At 57.9% G+C, this 20816-nt stretch carries 16 protein-coding genes and 1 tRNA gene; 15 read left to right on the top strand and 2 right to left on the bottom strand.

Annotated elements, in window-relative coordinates; all coding sequences use genetic code 11:
• The first annotated feature begins 1 nt into the window (after position 1).
• The 3 genes from GOV79_RS12520 (at position 2) to GOV79_RS12510 (ending at position 2062) form a co-directional block, all read left to right on the top strand.
• Positions 2-979: an HpcH/HpaI aldolase/citrate lyase family protein gene (locus tag GOV79_RS12520; RefSeq protein WP_170790023.1), complete on the top strand. Its 978-nt coding sequence runs from the start codon at positions 2-4 to the stop codon at positions 977-979.
• 220 nt (positions 980-1199) lie between these two features.
• Complete coding sequence (locus GOV79_RS12515; protein WP_170773541.1) at positions 1200-1721, top strand: DUF4142 domain-containing protein; 522 nt, start codon at positions 1200-1202, stop codon at positions 1719-1721.
• Positions 1721-2062 (top strand): cupredoxin domain-containing protein, encoded by a 342-nt coding sequence (locus tag GOV79_RS12510; RefSeq protein WP_269150136.1) that lies wholly within the window; start codon positions 1721-1723, stop codon positions 2060-2062. Before GOV79_RS12515 ends, GOV79_RS12510 begins: the two co-directional genes overlap by 1 nt.
• Before the next feature lie 101 nt (positions 2063-2163).
• Here the strand turns inward: GOV79_RS12510 and GOV79_RS12505 are convergent.
• Positions 2164-2248, bottom strand: a tRNA-Leu gene (locus tag GOV79_RS12505).
• 392 nt (positions 2249-2640) lie between these two features.
• Between GOV79_RS12505 and GOV79_RS12500 the strand changes: the two genes are divergently transcribed.
• From GOV79_RS12500 to GOV79_RS12445, 12 genes are all read left to right on the top strand, one after another.
• Positions 2641-3048: a hypothetical protein gene (locus tag GOV79_RS12500; protein ID WP_174819453.1), complete on the top strand. Its 408-nt coding sequence runs from the start codon at positions 2641-2643 to the stop codon at positions 3046-3048.
• A 2-nt stretch (positions 3049-3050) separates the two neighbouring features.
• A complete protein-coding gene (locus GOV79_RS12495; protein WP_170773538.1) occupies positions 3051-5060 on the top strand; it encodes a dynamin family protein in 2010 nt (669 codons plus the stop codon).
• Between the two features lie 8 nt (positions 5061-5068).
• Positions 5069-6718 carry a dynamin family protein gene (locus tag GOV79_RS12490; RefSeq protein WP_170790021.1) on the top strand — a complete coding sequence of 550 codons (1650 nt, stop codon included), beginning with the start codon at positions 5069-5071 and terminating at the stop codon, positions 6716-6718.
• 30 nt (positions 6719-6748) lie between these two features.
• A complete protein-coding gene (locus tag GOV79_RS12485) occupies positions 6749-7150 on the top strand; it encodes a hypothetical protein (RefSeq protein WP_170790020.1) in 402 nt (133 codons plus the stop codon).
• 23 nt (positions 7151-7173) lie between these two features.
• Positions 7174-8013: a hypothetical protein gene (locus GOV79_RS12480; RefSeq protein WP_170790019.1), complete on the top strand. Its 840-nt coding sequence runs from the start codon at positions 7174-7176 to the stop codon at positions 8011-8013.
• Between the two features lie 67 nt (positions 8014-8080).
• Complete coding sequence (locus tag GOV79_RS12475; protein ID WP_170790018.1) at positions 8081-10123, top strand: dynamin family protein; 2043 nt, start codon at positions 8081-8083, stop codon at positions 10121-10123.
• Positions 10120-11400, top strand: a complete 1281-nt coding sequence (locus GOV79_RS12470) for a dynamin family protein (protein ID WP_170790017.1) — start codon at positions 10120-10122, stop codon at positions 11398-11400. Before GOV79_RS12475 ends, GOV79_RS12470 begins: the two co-directional genes overlap by 4 nt.
• Positions 11401-11737: 337 nt before the next feature.
• Complete coding sequence (locus GOV79_RS12465; protein WP_170790016.1) at positions 11738-13942, top strand: serine/threonine protein kinase; 2205 nt, start codon at positions 11738-11740, stop codon at positions 13940-13942.
• Between the two features lie 202 nt (positions 13943-14144).
• The gene (locus GOV79_RS12460) at positions 14145-15179 is read left to right on the top strand and encodes an FHA domain-containing protein (protein ID WP_170790015.1); all 1035 of its coding nucleotides are present in this window, start codon (positions 14145-14147) and stop codon (positions 15177-15179) included.
• 3 nt (positions 15180-15182) lie between these two features.
• Positions 15183-15971, top strand: coding sequence for a PP2C family protein-serine/threonine phosphatase (locus GOV79_RS12455; RefSeq protein ID WP_170790014.1), 789 nt, complete (start codon positions 15183-15185; stop codon positions 15969-15971).
• A 19-nt stretch (positions 15972-15990) separates the two neighbouring features.
• A complete protein-coding gene (locus GOV79_RS12450; protein WP_170790013.1) occupies positions 15991-17253 on the top strand; it encodes a transporter substrate-binding domain-containing protein in 1263 nt (420 codons plus the stop codon).
• A gap of 44 nt (positions 17254-17297) precedes the next feature.
• A complete protein-coding gene (locus GOV79_RS12445; protein ID WP_170773525.1) occupies positions 17298-18404 on the top strand; it encodes a LysM peptidoglycan-binding domain-containing protein in 1107 nt (368 codons plus the stop codon).
• A 172-nt stretch (positions 18405-18576) separates the two neighbouring features.
• Here the strand turns inward: GOV79_RS12445 and GOV79_RS12440 are convergent, their stop codons facing one another.
• Positions 18577-20793, bottom strand: a complete 2217-nt coding sequence (locus GOV79_RS12440) for an NADP-dependent isocitrate dehydrogenase (protein WP_170790012.1) — start codon at positions 20791-20793, stop codon at positions 18577-18579.
• Between the last annotated feature and the right edge of the window lie 23 nt (positions 20794-20816).

The following is a 20816-nucleotide window of genomic DNA, read 5'->3' as shown; positions in this document are numbered from 1 at the left end:
CATGAGCTTTTATGCCATCGAACAGGCACCCGCGCGCCTGAACCGCAGCGAACTCGCCGTGCCGGGCAGCCAGCCCAGTATGTTCGAAAAAGCGGCCCAGTCGGATGTCGATGTGATTTTCCTTGATCTGGAAGACGCGGTCGCGCCCGACGAAAAGGAACAGGCCCGCAAGAACATCATTCAGGCTTTGAATGACATCGACTGGGGCAACAAGACCATGTCCGTGCGGATCAATGGTCTGGATACCCACTATATGTACCGCGACGTGGTCGATGTGGTCGAACAGGCGGGTGAACGTCTGGACCTGATCATGATCCCCAAGGTCGGCACCGCAGCAGATGTTTATGCGGTCGACATGATGGTCACTCAGATCGAAGACGCGATGGGGTACAAGAAACGCATCGGGTTCGAGCACATTATCGAGACCGCGTTGGGCATGCAGAACGTCAGCGAGATCGCGGCCGCCTCGAAACGCAACGAAAGCCTTCATTTCGGTGTGGCTGACTATGCGGCCTCGACCCGCGCGCGCACCACGATCATTGGTGGCGTGAACCCGGACTATTCCGTACTGACCGATCCCGATGGTGACGCATCCCGCGCAACCCATTGGGGCGACATGTGGCACTATGCGCTGGCGCGTATGGTCGTGGCTGCGCGCGCCAACGGCCTGCGCCCGATTGACGGCCCGTTCGGCGATTTCCAGGACCCCGAAGGCTATAAGGCGGCTGCCAAACGCGCAGCCGTTCTGGGCTGCGAGGGTAAATGGGCCATCCACCCCAGCCAGATCGCGCTGGCCAACGAAGTCATGTCGCCCAGCGATGCTGAAGTCACCAAAGCACAGCGCATTCTGGTCGCCATGGCCGAGGCCGAGACTGCCGGCAAAGGGGCCGTATCGCTGGATGGTCGCCTGATTGACCATGCTTCGATCCGGCAGGCCGAAGTCATGGTCGAAAAAGCAAAGCAGATTGCAGCCGCTTGATCTGCTTGCCTCGCGCGGCGCTGCCTGATCCCAAACAGCGCCGCGCGTTTTAGTCCCTTTTCTGTGGGTTTGGACGGTCTGACTTGCCAATCCTGGTTCACATTTGCGCGCACGTTCCGAAATCTGAACGATCTGTGCTGGATTTTGAACGGCTGAGTATGTGGTCTTGATCATCGTTGGGGATACTGGGCGCATCAGTCCAATCCAACGGAGATCCGTCATGAAAAGATTCCTCGCCACTTTCGCCATTTCGCTGGCTGTCGTAACCGCTGCTTCGGCGCAGGACGTTGCTGATATGAGCGACCTGGAATACGCGCATATCGCCTATACTGCTGACAACATTGACATTCGCTATGCGCATCTGGCCTTGGCGCTGTCGGAAAATCCCGACATCCACGAGTTTGCCAATACGATGATCCGGGATCATACCGCCGTTAACGCAGCGGCGCTGGGACTGCTGGACAAGTTGGGTGCATCGGCGCAGGACAATGCATTCAGCCAGACATTGAATTCCAACGCGGAAGAGATCATCAACAATCTGTCGCAGCTGCGTGGTGCCGAGTTCGACAAGGCCTATGCGGCCAATGAACTGGCGTATCATCAGGCCGTCAACGAGCTGGTTGAGAACACCATGATCCCCAATATCGATAATGCCGAGGTTAAGGCGCTGTTCGAGCAGGGCCTTGAGATTTTCAAGGCGCATGAAGGTCATGCGGAAATGATGGTCGAGTCTCTGAACTGATGTCCAAACCTGTGTCACGTCGATTCGTCGTGATCGGAGCGGCTGCTTCGGCAGCCGCTTTGGTATCGCGGGGAAGTGCAGAGAATGCCCCAATGACGCATGAAATCCAAATCCGTCGCTTCAAGTTCGAGCCCGATCAAATACAGGTTCGTCCGGGGGATAGGATCAAGTGGGTCAATCTGGATATCGCACCCCATACAGCGACCGCAGTTGATCGCAGTTGGGACACGTTTGAGCTTGAAAAAGACTCAAGCAGTGAAATTCAGGTTACGGAAGGGATGGAACAGTCCTATTTTTGCGAGTTTCATCCTCATATGAAGGGCCGGATCGAAATCCTTTGATCGGTCGATTTGGCTTTACCTAAGCCTCATCGAGCGAACCGTCGTCCCAATCTTTGGAGCGCGGAAACCGGTTCCATTCCAACAAAAACTTTAGAAAGAAATGGTGCGGGTGGAGGGACTTGAACCCCCACGCCTTGCGGCGCCAGAACCTAAATCTGGTGCGTCTACCAATTTCGCCACACCCGCATCGTGGCATCTCGTGCCAGACTGAGGGCCAAATAGCAAAGCTTGAACCCAAGTGCGAGAGGGAAATTTCGACTCAGGTCAATAAATTCGGCTGGTCGGATCACGTCGTAATCACGGGCCGGCAGCGTTCGCCGCTTGCTCGCGTGGACAGCTTGGTGGTTGAGTGCATTATTGTCGCCTGCGGTCGCACAAAAATTATCGCTAAGATATTGTATATAAACAAGAAACATATTTGCGCCACATTTCAAACGCCAAAAAATCTTATTCGCGTCAAATTAAGACCCCCTTGCAGATGGTTGATGGGCGCTGGGACCAGATGAGTCTTTTTGCCTCCGGGCGTTGTTGAAGAGCTTTTGCTCAACTCCAGAAAAAGGGTCGAAAACGTGACCAACATGATGAATTCCGCTGTGACCGAGCAAGACGCCGTTGGCCTTGCACGGGAAAGTTTTCTGGGCGAACTGAAATCCCTGAACCGGGATCATCCGAATACGGGTTTTGGCATTTCGTTGCGCACACATTCGGGGGGCCATTATCTGTTGGCAAATTCCCGCATGCCGCTGCCCGAAACCAAAGCCGCAGGTTTCCCCACGGGCCGTCGTCTGGCCTGTTTGGAAAACAGTGACAGTTTCAGCTCGATCGAAGTGCTGGCCGATTCCGGTGCTTATGAAAAGATTTCGCCCTCGGCCGAGGCTGCCATTCTGGGCAATGCACTGAACCTGATCGCGCGGATCGACACGCTGACCAGCGTGCAGCACGACCAGATTGACCACCCCATCGCCGCTACAGGAACCGGAGGTTAACCATGGCGCGTAACGATCACCTTTTGTCCGTTGGCAACGAAGCTCTGACGCCGATGACCTCGGCCATGACGGCTTTGACCACGCAGATCGACCAGCTGACAGAAGTGGCGGATGCGCGCTCCTCGGCGCGTCTTGCGACGCTGAAAACGCGGATGGAGAACTTCACCGCCAGCGTCACGCTTGTGGGACAGGTCAAGGCAGGGAAATCCTCGATCGTGAATATCCTGGCCGGGCGCCCTGCCCTTTTGCCTTCGGATGTGAACCCGTGGACTTCGGTGGTGACGACGCTGAACATCAACACCCGGACTGAGGGCGACAAAAAGGCCAAGTTTACTTTCTTCGAACAGGAAGAATGGGACAACCTAATGGTCGGCGGTGGCCGTCTGGGTGAATTGGCTAATCGCGCCGGGGCCGATGACGAGATGGACGATATCCGCCGCCAAATAGGCGAGATGAAGGCCAAGTCGGAAGATCGTCTGGGCAAGCATTTCGACCTGATCCTGGGCCAGAGCCACCAATACGATTATTTCGACGAAGAACTGATCCAGCGCTATGTTTGCCTCGGGGATGAGGATGACCCGGATATCAATCCAAAGACTGGGCGATTTGCCGATGTGACGAAGTCTGCGGAACTGTTCATGGACATCCCGCAATACCCGATTTCGCTCAGACTGTGTGACACGCCCGGCGTCAACGATACCTTCATGGTGCGGGAGCAAATCACCTTGCGCAGTCTGCGCGGGTCCGAGGTTTGCGTGGTCGTACTGGCGGCAAGTCAGGCGCTGACCACGATGGATATGGCACTGATGCGCATCATAGCGCAGTTCGAGAACCGCCAAATCATCCTGTTCGTGAACCGAATTGATGAACTGGCCGATCCGGTCAATCAGGTGCCCGAAATCCGCGACCGTATTCAGGACACGCTGAAACAGAACAATATTGACGGCAATACTAGCGTCGTGTTTGGCAGCGCGCTTTGGGCCGAGGCCGCACTGACCGGTAATCCTGACATCATGAACGAGGAATCGCGGCAGGCGCTGAACACCTTCTATTTGGCTGCAGGGTTTGGCGATCAGGCCCCCTCGCTGGACAAAATCTGGGCGCTTTCAGGCCTGCCCGATCTGCTGTTGGCGATGAACGAACGGATCGCCGAAGGCGCAGGCACCCGCCTGTTGGACCGTGTTCGCCACAAAGCGCGCAACATTGCCAGCCAAATCCGCGCAACTGCCGTAGCCAAGAAACTGTCAGATGGTGATGGTGTGGTGCGTGACCTCGACGGTGTCTCTCCTGAGCAGGCCATTGCGACCGTTATTGCGGAATATGACAAAAAGGCCGCTGTGCTGACCACATCCCTGCGGGAAAAAGTGCTGGAGCGTCTGAACTCGGCCGAAAAGAACTTTGTCAAACGCGCGACGGATTCCTTGATTGCGCATCTGGAAGAGAATGGCGAAGAAGGCACTTGGCAATACGATCCCGCCGGACTGCGGACCTTGCAAAAGGCGGCCTATTTCAGCTTTGCCCGCGCGATGCGTAAAGAGGCTGGTGCGCTTTACAGTGCTGCTGCGGCGGATGTTGAAGCCCTCTATCATAAGCTGCTGGGTAATCATCTTGGCGAGTTCGCAATCGAAGCACCAATTGTGCCGCGTGTCCCGCCCCCGTTGGGCATCGGGCGCACGATTGCGCTGGATTTGCAAAGCACGTGGTGGCGCCGCTGGTGGCAACGCCGCAAAGGGTTCGAGGCTTACGCCGCAGACTACACCCGCCTGATTGCGTCCGAAGCAAGCTCGATAACGAAGGATATCGAAGAAAACCAGATCGCGGCGGTGTTGGAAAACGTGCGTGCTGTTCTGTCTGACTTCCTGCGCGAGCAGAAAGAGACATTGCTGAACATATCGGCCACCGCCGAGACCGACGCATCCCGGAATGCGCTGATGGCGGGCATGGCCCCGCAGAAATCGCGCGACGATATCCTGGGCGACATCCTGAAAGATCTAAGCAACGAGGCAGCATAAGTAGCGACATGGCAAAAGATTCACAAACCCGCTTCGTTTCAACCAAGGCTTGGGAGCGCATTGAAAACTGGTCCCGGCGCAAACCCGTTTTCGCGCTAATGGGAGAGTTCAGCGCAGGCAAATCGACGCTGATGAACTTCCTGCTGCGCTCGGACGCTTTGCCGACGCAGGTCACCGCCACCCAACTTCCGCCCGTGTGGTTTAGCTGGGGTAAGCAGTCCGCCTATGTCCAACGACCGGATGGGTCCCGGGACACAATCGGATTGGATCAGCTTGAATCGGTCGGGGTCAACGACGCTCAGTTCGTTCGGATTTTCCTGCAATCGGATATTCTGGAAGCTGTCGATCTGATCGACACGCCCGGTATCTCGGATCCGAAGATCTCGGACGATGTTTGGCGGCGTGCTGTGGGTCAGGCGAATGGCGTGTTGTGGTGTACCCATGCAACGCAAGCCTGGCGCGAGACTGAACGCGCGACATGGGTGTCTTTGCCAGAGCGGTTGCAGCACAATTCACTGTTGTTGGTCACGCGGGCAGATGTTTTGGACGCAAAGGACCGCCAGAAAGTTTTGCGCCGGGTCAACCGTGAGGCTGGGCATCTGTTCAACCGTTCCATTCTGTTCTCGGCCCGCGATGCGATTATGGCTCGTGACAAAAGCGGCGATGCCGAGCAATGGGCGCGCAGTGGCGGTGGCAAGATGGTGGACAGTTTTCTTGAGATCACCGAACAGATCATGGACAACCGGGCCCATCAGTTGGCCAGATACCAGATTGATGACAGCCTGACCGGCGCGCCTGACATGAACGCTTTGCGCCCCGATGCCAACGGTGCGCGCGCACCACTGAAGCTGGTAGACCCGGTTGATGTCTCGGATGCCGAGGATGTTGTGACATCCTTCCCGGTTCGCCCCGCCCGAGTGGAACTTCGCAAGGACGACGCGGATCGCGCGCCTCGGATCGACGCGGACGAAGCGGAACGGATGCGTGCGGAGATGACGAACTCGCCCGAGGACGCACAGGAGGAAGACCTGCGATCCTTCTTCCGGGACGCCGAAGAGCCCGAAGTGACGTTGACAGAAATGTCCGCTGGAGCAGAGAGCGACGACACCGAGGTTGATGCGTTCGAACAGGAAGTTGCTGCATTCGAAGCTCCAGTTGACTCGGACGAGGAAACATTTGTCGATGCGCTTGAGGAAAAACTGGCTTCAACTCCAGAACAGCCCGAGGTTGAGGATACTTCGGCTCCGGAAATTAGCGCAGAAGGTTCCGTTTCGTCCATTGCCGCGTTGATGGCCGAACAACCCGAAAGTGCCGAGGATGAGTTTGAGCCTGAACCCGAGAGCAACAGCCTGATCGACATTCAGGTTGTCCCTCTCACCGGTGCCAAACGGACCGACAGCGACGCGCAGCCCGAAAAGCTGGAAGATCTGCTGAATGTGCCCGCCGGATCACCGCTGAGTGCGGCCGCGATGTGGCGCGACATTACCGAGGACGAGGACCTGCCTCAGGATGCGGACGGCCTGAAAGCTATGTTCCAGTCCTTCCTGGTCGAGTTTGACCAGATCGCGGCAGAACACAGCGCACGTAAATCTAAGCAGGACATGTCTTCGCTTGCCAAAAGCAACAAATCCGGCGGGGCCGAGTGGCATGTTCTGTAACCGACCGGCAGGTAGAAAGTAGACGTTCAGATGCCTATCGAAGCCGCTTTGAATGCCGCCATGAGCACAATACCCGACTGCATCGCAGCCGGGTATGTCGATATGGAGACGGGGATGTTGTTGGGCTCGGTCACGCCGGACCCAAACGATGCAGAGATTCTGGATACGCTCGCGATCGCGGTTGCCAACCTGTTTCAGGGGCGTGGTGTAAAGGGGTTCGAAGCACTGCTGCGCGAGGCCGGCGAGGATGCGAATGAACCGACTGGATTTGGTGAAATTGCGGTGTTCTCGAAAGACCGTTTGAACATCTTCCTGCGTACCAAGTCCTATCCGGACCATGTGCTCTGCTACATCTGCCGCAGCAGCGCCAATCTGGGCCTTGCGCTAACGAAATCACACCTAACCCGCGGACCGGTTGCGGCTGCGGTATGAACGGGACCAGAGGGGGTCACGGCATGATCGACGCGAACATACTCGACATGCTCGAGAATATCGGGCGCAGCGTTGTCGCGCGGGTGAATCCAGCGGTAACCTTGACAGGAACAACGGCTCAGGATCGGCGTGATCAGGTTTTGCGCACTATTCGCGGAACCGTTTTGCCCCGCAGGTTGGAGTTTACGGCAGCCAATGGTGACTGCCTCGCGATTGAGGTCAACAGCTCGCGCGTCACAGATGTTTTCTGCGTGAGCGACGGGGTTGCCCCTGATTTTGAAACAACATCGAGGGAAGAGTTGGCTGACCGCCTGGCGCAGCTTGTCAGTGACATTGCCACTGCCCCTGCCCCGCTGGAGCTTGTGTCCGTGCAACCTGAAACAACGCTGGATGCAGATGATGTCGGGATCACGTTCAGCGAGATTTCCAAATGCTGCAAAGCGATTGAATTGTCTGCTGAACCAGTGGTGTCGCTGGTGCCAGATGCGCCAAAGGCAGAGGAAACGCAGGGCTTGGCCAATCTGTTCTATGACGGGTCTGACCGGTTCGGATTGGGTCGCGTGTTGGCTTCGGCCAAGGACGGGACCCTCATGTCCACCGCGGGCGATTGTGCTGCCGACGGTTCCGCGCATGTAAGTCAGGACCTGATGCAGAGTTTCGCGCGTGATCTGGCGGGTTGGGACAAGGATACCCACGCAGATCTGGATTATCCGCAGCTAATCGTCATGCGTCCCTCAGGCGGCAAAGGCACCGGGCTGGCCGTTCTGCATGACGGTGAAAAGGTCTCGGTCGTGACCCACGAGGCGCGCAGGCTGGGTGCTGTTGTGGGAGTATGGGCTGCGTTAAAGGGGACGGACGAATGATCGCGCCCCAACCATTCAAATTTTCCAAGAATCCCATCAGTGAACAAGTGTGACCAGGGTAAGTGTTATGAGTGAGAGTAATCGCCGCGAGTTGATCCGCATCGCCGAAGACCTGAACGAGGTCAGCAACGACGAAACACGTCAGTTTATCTCGCGCATCGTGGGAGATCTGTCGAACCTCAAGCCCTCGATCGCCTTTGTGGGTCAGATCAAGGCCGGGAAATCGCGCCTGATCAATGGTTTCACCGGTCAGGCCGAGTATCTGCCGTCGGACGTCAACCCGTGGACGACCGTGATCACTGACATGCACTTCGGCCATCCTTCGGGACGGACAGAGGGCGCCGAGTTCCACTTTTTCGACAATCGCCAATGGCAAGCCCTGATCGCCGAGGGTGAAGAGCTGCGCAACATGTTCCCCGATGACGAGGACAGCTATAAGCGCGAGATGATCGAAGAACAGGTCGAGGCGATGAAAACCCGCGCCAAGCTGCGTTTGGGCGAAAGCTATACGCAGCTTCTGGGCCAGCATCACGATCTGGATCATCTGACATCTGACGATCTGGCGCGCTATGTCTGCGCCGGTGATGAGCCGTCCGAGGATGGCACGCTTGATCCCGGTTCCGATCGCGGGCTTTACAGCGACATCACCCGCAAGGCCGAGGTATATTTCGACATTGGCCATTTCCCGTTCCCGATCACTGTGACGGACACGCCGGGCGTCAATGACCCGCTGCTGATCCGCGAGGAAATCTCACGCCAGTATCTCAAGGAAAGCGATTTCTTCGTGGTTGTCCTGTCGGCGCATCAGGCGCTTTCGCGGGCGGACCTCAAGCTGTTCCGTCTTATGCAGGCGTTGGAGCTGGGCCAGATTGTAGTTTTCATCAACCGTGTCGATGAGCTGGGCGGGGGTGCAGATGACGCGACCAAAGTCCGCGCTGATGTAATGGACGGGTTGGAAAAAGCGCTTGGGAACTCGGATATCGACGTTCTCATGGGCAGTGCGCAATGGGCGCACTACGCATTGACCGGCGATGAAACCGGCGTGAACCATGACGATGTTCTGGCCTGGCTACGTGCCCACCCCGAGCAGATGAAGCAATATCTGGACGGTGTCGAAGAGATCAAGCAAGGCCCCGGCCCGATTAGCCGCGAGGGCGTTCTGCGTTTTGCGGCCATGATCGCCTCGGGCCTGCCGGATTTGCGTCGCCATGTGACCCGCGCCCTGGCAGATGGGCCGCGCAACGAGCAGATGCAAATGGCGTGGCAACACCTCAACAGCTTTGCGCAGGGTGAGCTTGACCGCACCAAGGCGCATCTGCGCGCGATCGAGGATCAGGGCGCAGACGGGGCGGATGACCCCAGCGAAAACGACAAGACTCTGGCCGACCTGCGCGCGCTGGTTCAAGACAAGACCGAGATGATCGTCAAGGATATGGATGACGTTTTGGCCAACCTGCGTGGTGTCATGGACGATACCGTGGCCGAGGCCGTATCGGACGTGGTGCGTGGCCCGAACGGAGATTCTCCGCTGTTGGCCAAAGGGGGCGAGACAGAGCTGAACTTTGGCCCCTTGCGTGATCGGATGAGAGAGCTGGTGCAAGGCGCAACCCAAGTTGTCCGCCAGCGTATGCTGAGCGAGCTTTATGCGGTTGACATGCAAAGCAATGCGGCGTTGCGATCCCTGCCGGGCTGGCAGGACTCCGGGGACAACCGGATGAACACCAGCGCGGTTCGCTGGTTCCGCCCTGATACGACGGCCTTGACCCGTGGCATCACCGTGGAACTGCGCGTGACATGGTTATCGCGACTGATTTCGCGCAAAAGCGTGGTCAATCGGGCGGAACGCATGATCGTTCAGGAATTCGAAATGATTGGCGACGATCTTGTCGATACGGCCCGTGAAAACCTGCTGGGGCGTTTGAACACAGTGCTCGACCACTATCTGGCCCTTCTGGCAGGACACCTTGAGCATCGCGCTGGAAGTGGTGAGACCAACGAACGGACCGAGGCGCAAACTGCCTTTAACACCGCGCAACGGATTGCGGATGAACTGGGTGCTGTCTACGGACCGGGCCAATCAGAAATTGAAATACCAAAGGCTGCGGAATGATCGAATTTCCAGGGACCGAACAGGAAGTACGCCAACTCGAGCGTTTCCTGACCGCGACTGAAAAACTACCATCCGACGAATCTGTGGATGACATGCGCGCGCGTGCACTGAGCCATGCCGAGCGGCTGTCGAATGCGATCAACATTGGGTTTGTTGGGGAGTTTGGAGCTGGCAAGTCGAGCCTCGCCAATATGTTGGCAGGGGCCGATATCCTGCCAACCGGACCACAGCATCTTATATTGCCCTTGGTGATCGTGGCCTATGCGGATGAGCCGGAAACCACGGTGGGCTGGTGGGACAAGGAACCCAAGGTCTATTCTGGCATCGCTTTGGAAAAGGCAGCGGCAGACAAACCTGATTTCATCTCGGTTGGGTTAAATACCCCCGCTTTGAAGGAAATTTCCCTGTTTGACCTGCCTGGTACGGGGTCGCTTGATGACGCGTCGAAAACTACGCTGGATTTGTTGCAATATGTCGATTGCGCCATCTGGTGCACCAATGGCACCAGCGCCTGGCGCGAGTCAGAGCGGCATTTGTGGTCCAAAGTCCCACCCGAATTGCGTGCAAACAGCCTGCTGGCCATCACACATACGGACCTTCCGCCGGTTCATGACGCGCTGGATCGGGTCCTGGCCCGGTTGAACAAGGAAAAAGGCGATATGTTCCGGGCGGTCGTGCCTATTGGAACGCCGGTTGCCGTCAAAGCCATGGCGCAAGAGCCCGAGCCCGATTTTGCCCTGTGGCAGAGCTGTGGTGGTCAGAACCTTGCTGAGCAAGTATTGCAAATCGCCTCAGACCGGCGGCTGGGAGATCTGAAGGCCGCGCGGGATGCGCTGGAACGCGAGTTTCTGCCCTTCCTCGACAGTTTGACCCTCGACCAGCCTGCACCTGTCGCGTCGCCCTCGGTTCAAGCCCCGCTTGAGGCTGCGTTGCCTCCGTTGGAAAACCCGATCCTCGAAGATTGGTTGGCTGCTATCGCCAGCATCTATGAGGACTTACGTGAATCCTCGGATATGGAGCCCAGCAGTTTTCTGAGCAGCTGTCAGGAGATTGTCGAAGATTTTGCCGAGCGTCTGGAACAGGGTGGTGAGATTGATCCGTCAGCCGATTGGATTCCAGCCGAGTTTGAAAAGGCGACCGACCTGCTGTTGTTGCTGCAATTCGAAACCGGGGCCGGGCCGCTTAGGGATGCCGTCAGTATCCTCACACAGCTGAGTGACTGCCTTGCCTGGGCCGGAAGTCGCGCCGAGTCCGCTCACACAAAAACCGGAACCTGAGGTCATATCGCATTTGAATCGCGCCGCAGGGCGCGATTCGAGTTGTCAAGAATCGCGCGCTTATTGTTTCGGAATCGCGCAACAATCATCCTAAATCCTGCGTTCAGTCCGCAATTTCTTGCGGGTGTCGGGCTATATATTGTGCCGCTAGTCGTTCGGGAAACAATATATGCGATTCGCGAAGTTTTGGTTCTCAGTGAAGCCATGAGGCGGCCCCAATAAAGTCAAATTTGAAACGTCTAACGTTCTTAAGTGTCCTGCGGTTGTGTTTGGTCGTGAGTTGACGGGCAGTTTACCCGAACACGAACCGCAAAATGTTTAGAACGGGCGGAAAGAAATGAGCCACAATCAGGCTGTCGATACGACGCATGACGAACCCAAAATTGAAGGCCTGGCACCCGGTGCAAAGTTGTTGCGCGGGCAGTATGAAATCCTGCGGTTTCTCAGCAATGGCGGTTTTGGCATCACCTATTTGGCGCGCGACAGTCTGGAACGCGACGTGGTTATCAAGGAATGCTTCCCCGGCGCCCTGTGTCATCGCAACGGCGATACGGTCGAACCAATCGATCCTTCCTACAAGGACGACCTGCGCTCGATCATTGACCTGTTTATTTTGGAAGCCCGCAACCATGCGCGGCTGGTGCACCCCAACATTGTCGACGTTCATCAGGTGTTTGAGGACAATGACACAGCCTATATCGCGATGGATTTCATCAAAGGCTGCGACCTGCTGGATTATGTTGAAAACCCCGAGAATGATGCCGGTCCCGATTTCATCGTGCAGGTCACCGAAAAAATGCTGTCGGCCGTGTCCTTCATCCATCAAAGCGGGATGCTGCACCGGGATATCTCGCCCGATAACATTCTGATCAACGAACATGGTGAGCCCGAACTGATTGACTTCGGTGCGGCGCGGGATCAGGCGGCCAATCAATCGGCGGCGCTGTTGACCCTGCGTGTGATCAAGGACGGGTATTCGCCGCATGAATTCTATGTGCGGGGGGCCGAGCAAGGCCCAAGCAGCGACCTCTATGTTCTGGCTGCAACGCTTTACCATGCCATCAGTGGCGAACGCCCCATTGATGGTCAGACGCGGCTGACTGCCTTCAATAACGGGCAGGATGATCCCTATCAGCCTCTGACAGGTCGGTATGATGGATACCCCGATGGGTTCCTTGAGGCGATTGACAAGGCGATGGAGGTGCACGCAACCGATCGTCTGCAAAGCGCGCTGGACTGGCTGCGGATGTTCCGTGGGCCTGGCGTAATGTTCGATACCTTCGCTCACCGTCCCATCTCGGTCATTGTCGGGATGGATCGCAAGGATGAAGAGGCCGAGAAAGCCCGGATCAAAGCAGAAAGCGAAAACGCCGAGGCAGTGGTGACCGCACTGCTGGCAGGCAACCCGGATATCGTTCTGGGTCATGAGGACAAGAAAGAAGAGGAACTGGCCACATTCACCGCGCCTGAGGAACCCCCGGTCGCCGTTGATACCGTGGTCAAAAGCGGCTCGGGTGGTAGTGGAAAACTGATTGCTGCTGCCGTAGTCGTCATCGCGGCCGCAGCCGCAGGTGGGTTTTTCGTGATGTCGGGTCAGGACGCGCCTGCAACTCAGGACCTAGCCCTTGACGAAACTCCTGCCGAGATTGAACCGGTCGAACCACCCGAGCTGGCCGTGCTGCAAGACACGGCCCCTGTTGAGTTGACCGCGACCACCGAACCGCAAGACATCGCGCCAGAGCTGACCTCACCCGAGGTTGACACTGGCGAACCGACGTCACCCAAGCAGGCGGAAGCAGTGCCAGAACCTGTCGAGCAGACCCTGGCCGAAACGGCTGCCACAGAAGGGCTAGAAGCCCCGGCAGCCGACCTTCCCGCAGAAGATGTGACCGAAACTGTCGCGGAAGACCCGGTTGAGCCTGCAACTCCGGTCACTTTGACCGAACAACAGGTGGCGTTTTCCCATTGGGACGTTGAAATTCCGTTCCAGACCTCGAAACGGCGCGCATCGACCGGCAGCGTCATTGCTGTGACTGGTGTTGATCCGGCGCTGGACATGTCCGTGATCGGAGATTGGGTGCAGCGTGGGGCCGCGATCTACACCCTGAATGGCGAACCGATCGAGGCCGACACCAGCTTTGCGGCTCAGGTTCTCAATGATCTCAACGTGGATCCTGACGGCTATACCCGCATCACCGCGCGCTATCGCCCGCTGGGTCAGACCCGCGCGCAGAACGGCCTGTTGGCTCTGCCCACCATGCGCATGGTGGGGCTGGACAACGGCTATGGTTTCACAGTTCGCAACAGTGGCGGTACCGGATGGCAAACCGTGGTCAAAAGCGTTCCCGCCGCAACCGCTGGTGGCCTGCAGGCGGGCGATATCCTGATCTCAGAGGCGCAGACGGAGCTGACCATCGACGGGCCGGAAAGCCTGGATGCCATGCTGGCTGATCTTGTGTCCGAAGGACAAGCTGAAGCCCAGTTGAACGTTCTACGGAACGGTACCGAAGCAGATGCCACTATGCAGTTGACGCAGGAGTAATCAGACCGGTTCGTTTGTAATCCGCCAGTGTGTGTTTGCTGAGGGTCACGACAGTGGAGTGACCCCGACGGGAACCGGCCCGTCGCGGAAAGTACCAGTGACGTTTGTTTTCCATCATCAGTGCCTCTGCGTGATCTGCGAAGGGGTGAGTAGAAGCCCAGCGGGGCATTGCCTCGTGCCAATAAACAAAGGTGTCGTCACCATGTTCAAATATAAAAGCCCTCTCAGCCGGCTTCTCGAAGGTGCCGGCAAACCGAAAGAAGCCGAGGCGGAAGACATCGCTGAAACCAGCGAAGACAAGCCCGAGCCGATTGCAGACTTCAACGCACTGCGCGTGGCGCTTGCTGGAAACAACATGCCAGCGTCGGACAGCTACGATGAGGCTGAGGACCTGATCCCCGAAGCCGAGATGCCGGACTTCTCCGAGGCCGATGCCGAAGACAGCGCTGAAACCGATGATGCGGCAATCCTTGCGGATGTTGTGGACGTCCTTGAGCCGACCGAAGAGCCCGCCGCCGAGGAAGAGATTGCCGAAGAAGACCCGATTGTGACGTTGCACGTTGCATCGGACGAAGAGGTTGGCGAGGCCGAAGAAGAAAACAGTAACCTGTTTGATACGACGCCGGCCGATCCTGTGATCGAAGTCGTCGCGGAAGATCCTGCGCCCGAGTCGGTGGCCGAGATCGTGGAGGCTGTGGACCTGCAACCTGAACCACTGCCCAATGCTCCGGCGGCGCAGATGGCGGAAACACCGTCCGCCGCGCAACCGGCCCAGTCGGATCGTCGTGGTCGTGTCAAAACCACCTTCCTGGGGTTTGAGCGAGCCGACACCCATGTTCAGGACCTGATGGAAACCGCCGAGCCCGTCGCCAAAACCGAGACTGCACAGCAGACCTTTCCGGTCGGTTGGCTGGTTGTAACCGGCGGTCCGGGCCGCGGCGCGTGCATTACTCTGACCGAAGGGCTGATGCAGATTGGTCGCAACGACGATCAGGCGATCCAGCTTGATTTTGGCGACACCGGCATTTCGCGCAGCAACCACGCTGTGATTGCCTATGACCCTGAAGATCGCAAATGCTATCTGGGTCACGGTGGCAAGGCCAATCTGGTACGTCTGAACGGTAAACCCGTTCTCAGCACCGTGGCGCTGGCCAGCGGCGATTTGATCCGCATCAGCGAAACCTCGATCCGGTTTGCAGAATTCTGCGGTGACAATTTCGACTGGCGGGATGCCTGATAGATGCTGGCGACCCCGGCATATGACATTGCGCTGATCCTCGATCAGGGTCGGCGCGACACGCAAGAAGACGCGGTCGCCGCGCGCATGTTCGATGTGGCGAATGCTGGGTATATCGTGGTTGCTGATGGCATGGGCGGGCATGCGGCAGGTGACATCGCATCCGAGCTTGTGATCAAAGCCTGGCGGGGTGCGCTGGACCCTGAACTGGAAACGGGTGCGCCATCGAAGCCCGCCCTGATCGACGCCCTGCCCTTGGCGGCAATGCAGGCAAATGCGCTGATCGCGCAGCATTCCGAAGAACAGGGTGATGGTTTCAACATGGGCTCGACCCTGTTGGGTACTCTTCTGATGGGGTCGGACGTCTATTGGATATCGATCGGGGACAGCCCTTTGTACCTGTTCCGCGACGGAGCGCTGCGCCAGATCAACGAAGATCATTCGATGGCGCCGATCATCGACGCGCAATGCGCCGAGGGCAAGCTGACGCAGGACGAAGCGCATACGCACCCGGATCGCAACCAACTGACCTCGGTCATCATGGGCGCGGCGATCCCAAAAGTGGATTGTCCCGAACACCCCGTCGCTTTGACTGCGTCGGATGTTTTGATCGCGGGCAGCGATGGGCTGCAATATCTCAGCGATGCTGAGATCGAGGCCATAGTTCAGGCCCAATCGGGTGACTTGGCACAGGATATAGCCGACGCGCTTTGGCAGGCGCTTCGGGATAAAGGCGACCCCGATCAGGACAACGCGTCCATTGCGGTCGTGAAATTGACAAGAAACGAATGAAGGCAAAGCGACAGGACACATGAGACCTCAACTGATCATCTCCAGCCTGGCTCTTGCGGCGGCAACAGGTGCCGCCTCGGCGCAAGAGGCGTGCTCGACCTACGAAATCAAGCGCGGCGACAGCCTGCGCGAGCTGGCCATTCAGGTCTATTCGACCGAAGACTTCAGCATTATCTTCGACGCCAACCGCGATGTGATCGGGAACAATCCCAACATCATTCGCGTGGGCGACGTTCTGACAATGCCCTGTCTGGAAGACGTGGGCCGCGCGCCGGAACCACCTGCGACCGAGGCCGAAGCCATGGCCGCCGAGATGGCGTCTGAACTGGTCAAAGCCGCAGAGGAACGTGCCGCCAAAGCCATAGCTGAGGCCGAAGCCCGCGTGGCCGCCGCTGAGGCCGAGGCCAAACAGGCCAGCGAAGACGCGGTGCTTGAGGCCAAAGCTGCCGCCAAGACAGAAATCGAAGCTGCCCGCGCCGAAGCCGCTGCGCTGATCCGCGACGCCGATACAAGTGGCCGTCCTGAGTTTCAGGATCGTCAGCTGCTTTTGATCACAGGCGGCAATTATGCGCCTTTCACCGATGAGGCCCTGCCCCACCGTGGCCTTTACACCAATCTGGTTGAGACCGCGATGCTGCGCGCCGCGCCCGAGCAAGGGTACAAGATCCAATTCGTGAATGACTGGTCCTCGCATCTGGACCTGTTGATGCCGACGCTGGCCTTTGACGCAACCTTCCCTTGGTCGCGCCCGAATTGCGAAGAACCCGCCGCCCTGTCTGAAACTGACCGGAACCGGTGCGAGACCTACAACTTCTCGAACCCGTTTTACGAGGTTGTGGATACCTTCTTTGCCCGTGAAGGCTCGGGCTATGAGCAGACCCTGACCTATGCCGATTTCGCGGGTACCACGATCTGCCGCCCCGAAGGCTGGTCACTGTCGCATATGGATGCGGTGGGTCTGTATGAGCCAGCGATTTCGATGCTGCGCCCGGTGTCGCCTGACGACTGCTTCCACGCCTTGATGGACGGTACGGCCGATATCGTCGCGGTCGAAGCGCATCTGGCGGTCGAAGCAATTGCGCGCCTTGGCTATGAACATCGCATTGTAGAAAACCCCAACCTTGCGGCGATCAAGTCGCTTAACATCATGACCCACAAAGATAATCCAGATGGGGAAGCGATCCTTGAGACGCTCAACCAGGGTCTGTCGATCATGCAGCAATCCGGAGAGTGGCGGGACATCGTCTCAACCGCTCTGCGCTATCAAATGGAAAATGGATAAGGCCCCAACTGGCCTGAAAACAACAAAAGTCTGGAGGACGAGACATGTTTAATTTCAATCTGAAGAAGGTGGCATTGTCGGCCACGGCTGTAACTGCCCTAAGCGCTGGTGCGGCAGCGGCTCAGGAAGCGTGTACCAACTACACCGTGCAGGATGGCGACACGATGGCGACCATTGCCATCGCGGCCTATGGCACCTCAAACTATCAGCCGATCTTCAACGCGAACCGCAATGACATCACCAACCCCAACGCGCTGGAGCCCGGTCTGGTTCTGGCACTGCCCTGTGACGATGGCAGCCTGCCGAACGGCCAGAGCGCGCAGGACATCATCGCCGCCGAAGAGCAGCGCGCCGCCAGTGTCAAACGTTCGAATGTCTACGCTCCGCCAATCAAGATGGTTGCCGGCAATGGCTGGGAACCTTTCACCAGCGAAGGTCTGGGCGGCGGCGGTATCATGACCCGTCTGGCGACCACCAGCCTCCAGCGTGCAGGAAACCAGCGTGAATATTCGGTCAGCTTTGTGGATGATTGGGCATCGCACCTGGATACGCTACTGCCACTTGGCGCGTTCGATATCTCGATCGCCTGGACAGTTCCGGATTGCACCAACCGCACCTATGAATGGTCCGAAGAAACCGAAGCACGCTGCTCGCAATTTGTGGCTTCGGTTCCGGTCTATGACGTCGTAGGCGGCTTTTTCACCCTGCCCGAGAGCGAATATGTCGACGCAACCTCCTTCTCGGATTTCGAAGGCGCAACCATCTGCCGGATGGCCGGTTGGAGCATGGTCGTTCTGGAAGAGGTTGGCCTGAACCGCAGCAACACCACCGTGGTTCAACCCAACTCGGCCCGCGAATGCTTGGATGCGGTTCTGACTGGTACCGCCGATGTCGCAGCGTTCGAAGTTGAATTGTTTGCGGCCACGAAGAAAGACATGGGCCTTACGTCGGCTGACATCGTGGAGAACCCCTATGTTTCGACCCTGTCGTCCATGAGTTTCCTGGCGCACCGCACCAACCCGTTCGCACGCGAATACATCGCCATGATGAACAAGGGCCTGAACGAGATGCGCGAAAGTGGCGAATGGTATGCGATCATTTCGGACACGCTGCGCGAGCAGAATGAAAAGCTGAACGCAGCATCGAACTAAGAGACTGGGGCCGGTCACACGATCGGCCCCTTTTTTGCGACGACGCCGCATAGCAGGCGTTGCAGACCAAGAACCTCGATCGGGAAGGCGCAGTTCTTTCCTGCTCACTCTAAAAAAGGGCCGACTTTGGGGGTCGGCCCTTTTTTTTGATACTGTGCGCGTACGCGGTGTTTTATGCGTCGATCAACGCATTCAGCGTGGCGCTGGGGCGCATAACCTTGACGGTCTTGGCCGGATCAGTGTGGTAGTAGCCGCCCAGATCAGCCGCTCCACCCTGCGCCGAGGCCAGCTCGGACAGGATCTCTTCTTCGCTATCGGCCAGCGCTTTGGCCAAAGGCGCGAACTCGGCGGCCAGGTCGGCATCGTCCGATTGCGCCGCCAAAGCCTCGGCCCAGTAGCGCGCAAACCAATAGTGGCTGTCGCGGTTATCGGGCTGACCGACCTTGCGGCTGGGCGAGCGGTTGTTGTCCAGAATGCCCTGCGTCGCGGCCTCGGCTGCCGCGCCCAGAACGCCCGCCTTGGCATTACCTTTGCTGTCGGCCAGGAAGTTCAGCGACTCGCCCAACGCGCAGAATTCCCCCATCGAATCCCATCGCAGATGGCTTTCCTCGACCAGCTGCTGCACGTGCTTCGGGGCGGAACCACCCGCGCCGGTTTCGAACAGGCCACCGCCATTCATCAGCTTGACGATGGACAGCATCTTGGCCGAGGTGCCCAGTTCGAGAATCGGGAACAGATCGGTCAGATAGTCGCGCAGCACGTTGCCGGTAATCGCAATCGAGTCGTTGCCGGCCGTGATCGTCTCCAGCGATTGACGGGTCGCTTCGCGCGGGGCCAGGATCATGAACTTGTCAGCCACGCCTGCGGCCTCAAGCGCCGGTTTGACGTATTTGATCAACTCAGCGTCATGTGCGCGGTTTGCGTCCAGCCAGAAGATCGCCTCGGACCCGGTCAGGCGCTGACGGTCCATGGCCAGCTGAATCCAGTTCTCGATTGGGGCTTTCTTGACGGTGCAAGAACGCCAGATGTCACCCTTTTCGACGTCGTGCGAATGTAGCACGTCACCATTGGCCAGAACGATGCGAATGGTGCCGTCGGCGGGTGCCTGGAACGTCGTCGGGTGGCTGCCGTATTCTTCGGCCTTCTGCGCCATCAGGCCCACATTGGCTACCGCGCCGGCTGTGGCCGGGTTCAGAGCGCCATTGGCTTTGAAGAAGTTAATCGTTTCGTCATAGACGGACGCATAGCAACGGTCAGGAATCACGCAATTGGTGTCGCCCTTGGCACCGGTCTCGTCCCAGCCCTTACCACCCGCGCGGATCACGGCAGGCATCGAAGCGTCGATGATCACGTCCGAGGGCACGTGCAGGTTGGTGATGCCTTTATCGCTGTCCACCATATACATGGACGGGCGGTCGCCCTTGATCGCGTCGATGGCGGCCATGATATCTGCATTACCCTGAACGCGCTCCAACAGGTCGCCGAGCCCTGAGTTCGGGTTCACACCCAGCGCATCCAGTTCCGCGCCGAATTTGTCAAACACCGGGGCCAGCCACGTCTTTACCGCATAGCCAAAAATGATTGGGTCCGAGACCTTCATCATGGTGGCTTTCATGTGCAGCGAGAACATCGTGCCGTCTGCTTTGGTGTCCTCGATGGCCTCGGCCAGAAACGCGGACAGAGCTTTGACCGACATGAATGTCGCGTCGGCCACGGTGCCTTCCGCCAACGGCCAGCCGTCTTTCAAAACGGTGGTGCTGCCATCTTTGCCGACGAATTCAATCCTTGCGTCGCCTGCTTGGTCTGCGGAGATGGTGGCCGATTTCTCATTTGCGTAGAAATCGTTGCCGGGCATGGACGACACTTTGGTTTTGCTGTCCGAGACCCATTCGCCCATCGAATGCGGGTTCTTCTGGGCGTAGTTCTTCACGGCCTTTGCCGCGCGACGGTCGCTGTTGCCTTCGCGCAGAACCGGGTTCACGGCCGAGCCCTTGATGGCGTCATAGCGCGCGCGAATAGCCTTTTCTTCGTCACTCGAGGGTTCTTCGGGATAGTTCGGAATGTTGTAGCCCTGCGATTGCAGCTCTTCGACTGCGGCCACCAATTGCGGGACCGAGGCCGAGATGTTGGGCAGCTTGATCACATTCGCTTCGGGTGTCTTCACCAGTTCACCCAGGGCGGCCAGATCATCGGTGATGCGCTGCGCGTCAGTCAGGTTCTCGGGGAAGGTCGCCAGAATACGTCCGGCCAGCGAGATATCCTTGGTCCCAACGCTTACGCCTGCGGCGGATGCGAACTTGCGGATGATGGGAAGGAACGAGGCGCTGGCCAGCTCGGGCGCTTCGTCTACAATGGTATACAATATGTCGAAGTCTGATTTATCTGCCATATTCTTTTACCTTTTTTAAAGCC

Origin of the sequence: Ruegeria lacuscaerulensis, assembly GCF_013034745.1 — a bacterium.
GTDB classification, from domain to species: domain Bacteria; phylum Pseudomonadota; class Alphaproteobacteria; order Rhodobacterales; family Rhodobacteraceae; genus Ruegeria; species Ruegeria lacuscaerulensis_B.
The sequence above is the reverse complement of the archived record's forward strand: the minus strand, read 5'-3'. Positions and strand labels throughout refer to the sequence as shown.

What these genes read in the sequence shown, in the direction of transcription:
- GOV79_RS12460 (WP_170790015.1), top strand. Translation starts at nt 14,145, where the DNA reads ATGTTCAAATATAAAAGCCCTCTCAGCCGGCTTCTCGAAGGTGCCGGC.
- GOV79_RS12445 (WP_170773525.1), top strand. Translation starts at nt 17,298, where the DNA reads ATGTTTAATTTCAATCTGAAGAAGGTGGCATTGTCGGCCACGGCTGTA.
- GOV79_RS12475 (WP_170790018.1), top strand. Translation starts at nt 8,081, where the DNA reads ATGAGTGAGAGTAATCGCCGCGAGTTGATCCGCATCGCCGAAGACCTG.
- GOV79_RS12440 (WP_170790012.1), bottom strand. Translation starts at nt 20,793, where the DNA reads ATGGCAGATAAATCAGACTTCGACATATTGTATACCATTGTAGACGAA.
- GOV79_RS12450 (WP_170790013.1), top strand. Translation starts at nt 15,991, where the DNA reads ATGAGACCTCAACTGATCATCTCCAGCCTGGCTCTTGCGGCGGCAACA.
- GOV79_RS12500 (WP_174819453.1), top strand. Translation starts at nt 2,641, where the DNA reads ATGATGAATTCCGCTGTGACCGAGCAAGACGCCGTTGGCCTTGCACGG.
- GOV79_RS12465 (WP_170790016.1), top strand. Translation starts at nt 11,738, where the DNA reads ATGAGCCACAATCAGGCTGTCGATACGACGCATGACGAACCCAAAATT.
- GOV79_RS12490 (WP_170790021.1), top strand. Translation starts at nt 5,069, where the DNA reads ATGGCAAAAGATTCACAAACCCGCTTCGTTTCAACCAAGGCTTGGGAG.
- GOV79_RS12485 (WP_170790020.1), top strand. Translation starts at nt 6,749, where the DNA reads ATGCCTATCGAAGCCGCTTTGAATGCCGCCATGAGCACAATACCCGAC.
- GOV79_RS12510 (WP_269150136.1), top strand. Translation starts at nt 1,721, where the DNA reads ATGTCCAAACCTGTGTCACGTCGATTCGTCGTGATCGGAGCGGCTGCT.
- GOV79_RS12515 (WP_170773541.1), top strand. Translation starts at nt 1,200, where the DNA reads ATGAAAAGATTCCTCGCCACTTTCGCCATTTCGCTGGCTGTCGTAACC.
- GOV79_RS12520 (WP_170790023.1), top strand. Translation starts at nt 2, where the DNA reads ATGAGCTTTTATGCCATCGAACAGGCACCCGCGCGCCTGAACCGCAGC.
- GOV79_RS12455 (WP_170790014.1), top strand. Translation starts at nt 15,183, where the DNA reads ATGCTGGCGACCCCGGCATATGACATTGCGCTGATCCTCGATCAGGGT.
- GOV79_RS12480 (WP_170790019.1), top strand. Translation starts at nt 7,174, where the DNA reads ATGATCGACGCGAACATACTCGACATGCTCGAGAATATCGGGCGCAGC.
- GOV79_RS12495 (WP_170773538.1), top strand. Translation starts at nt 3,051, where the DNA reads ATGGCGCGTAACGATCACCTTTTGTCCGTTGGCAACGAAGCTCTGACG.
- GOV79_RS12470 (WP_170790017.1), top strand. Translation starts at nt 10,120, where the DNA reads ATGATCGAATTTCCAGGGACCGAACAGGAAGTACGCCAACTCGAGCGT.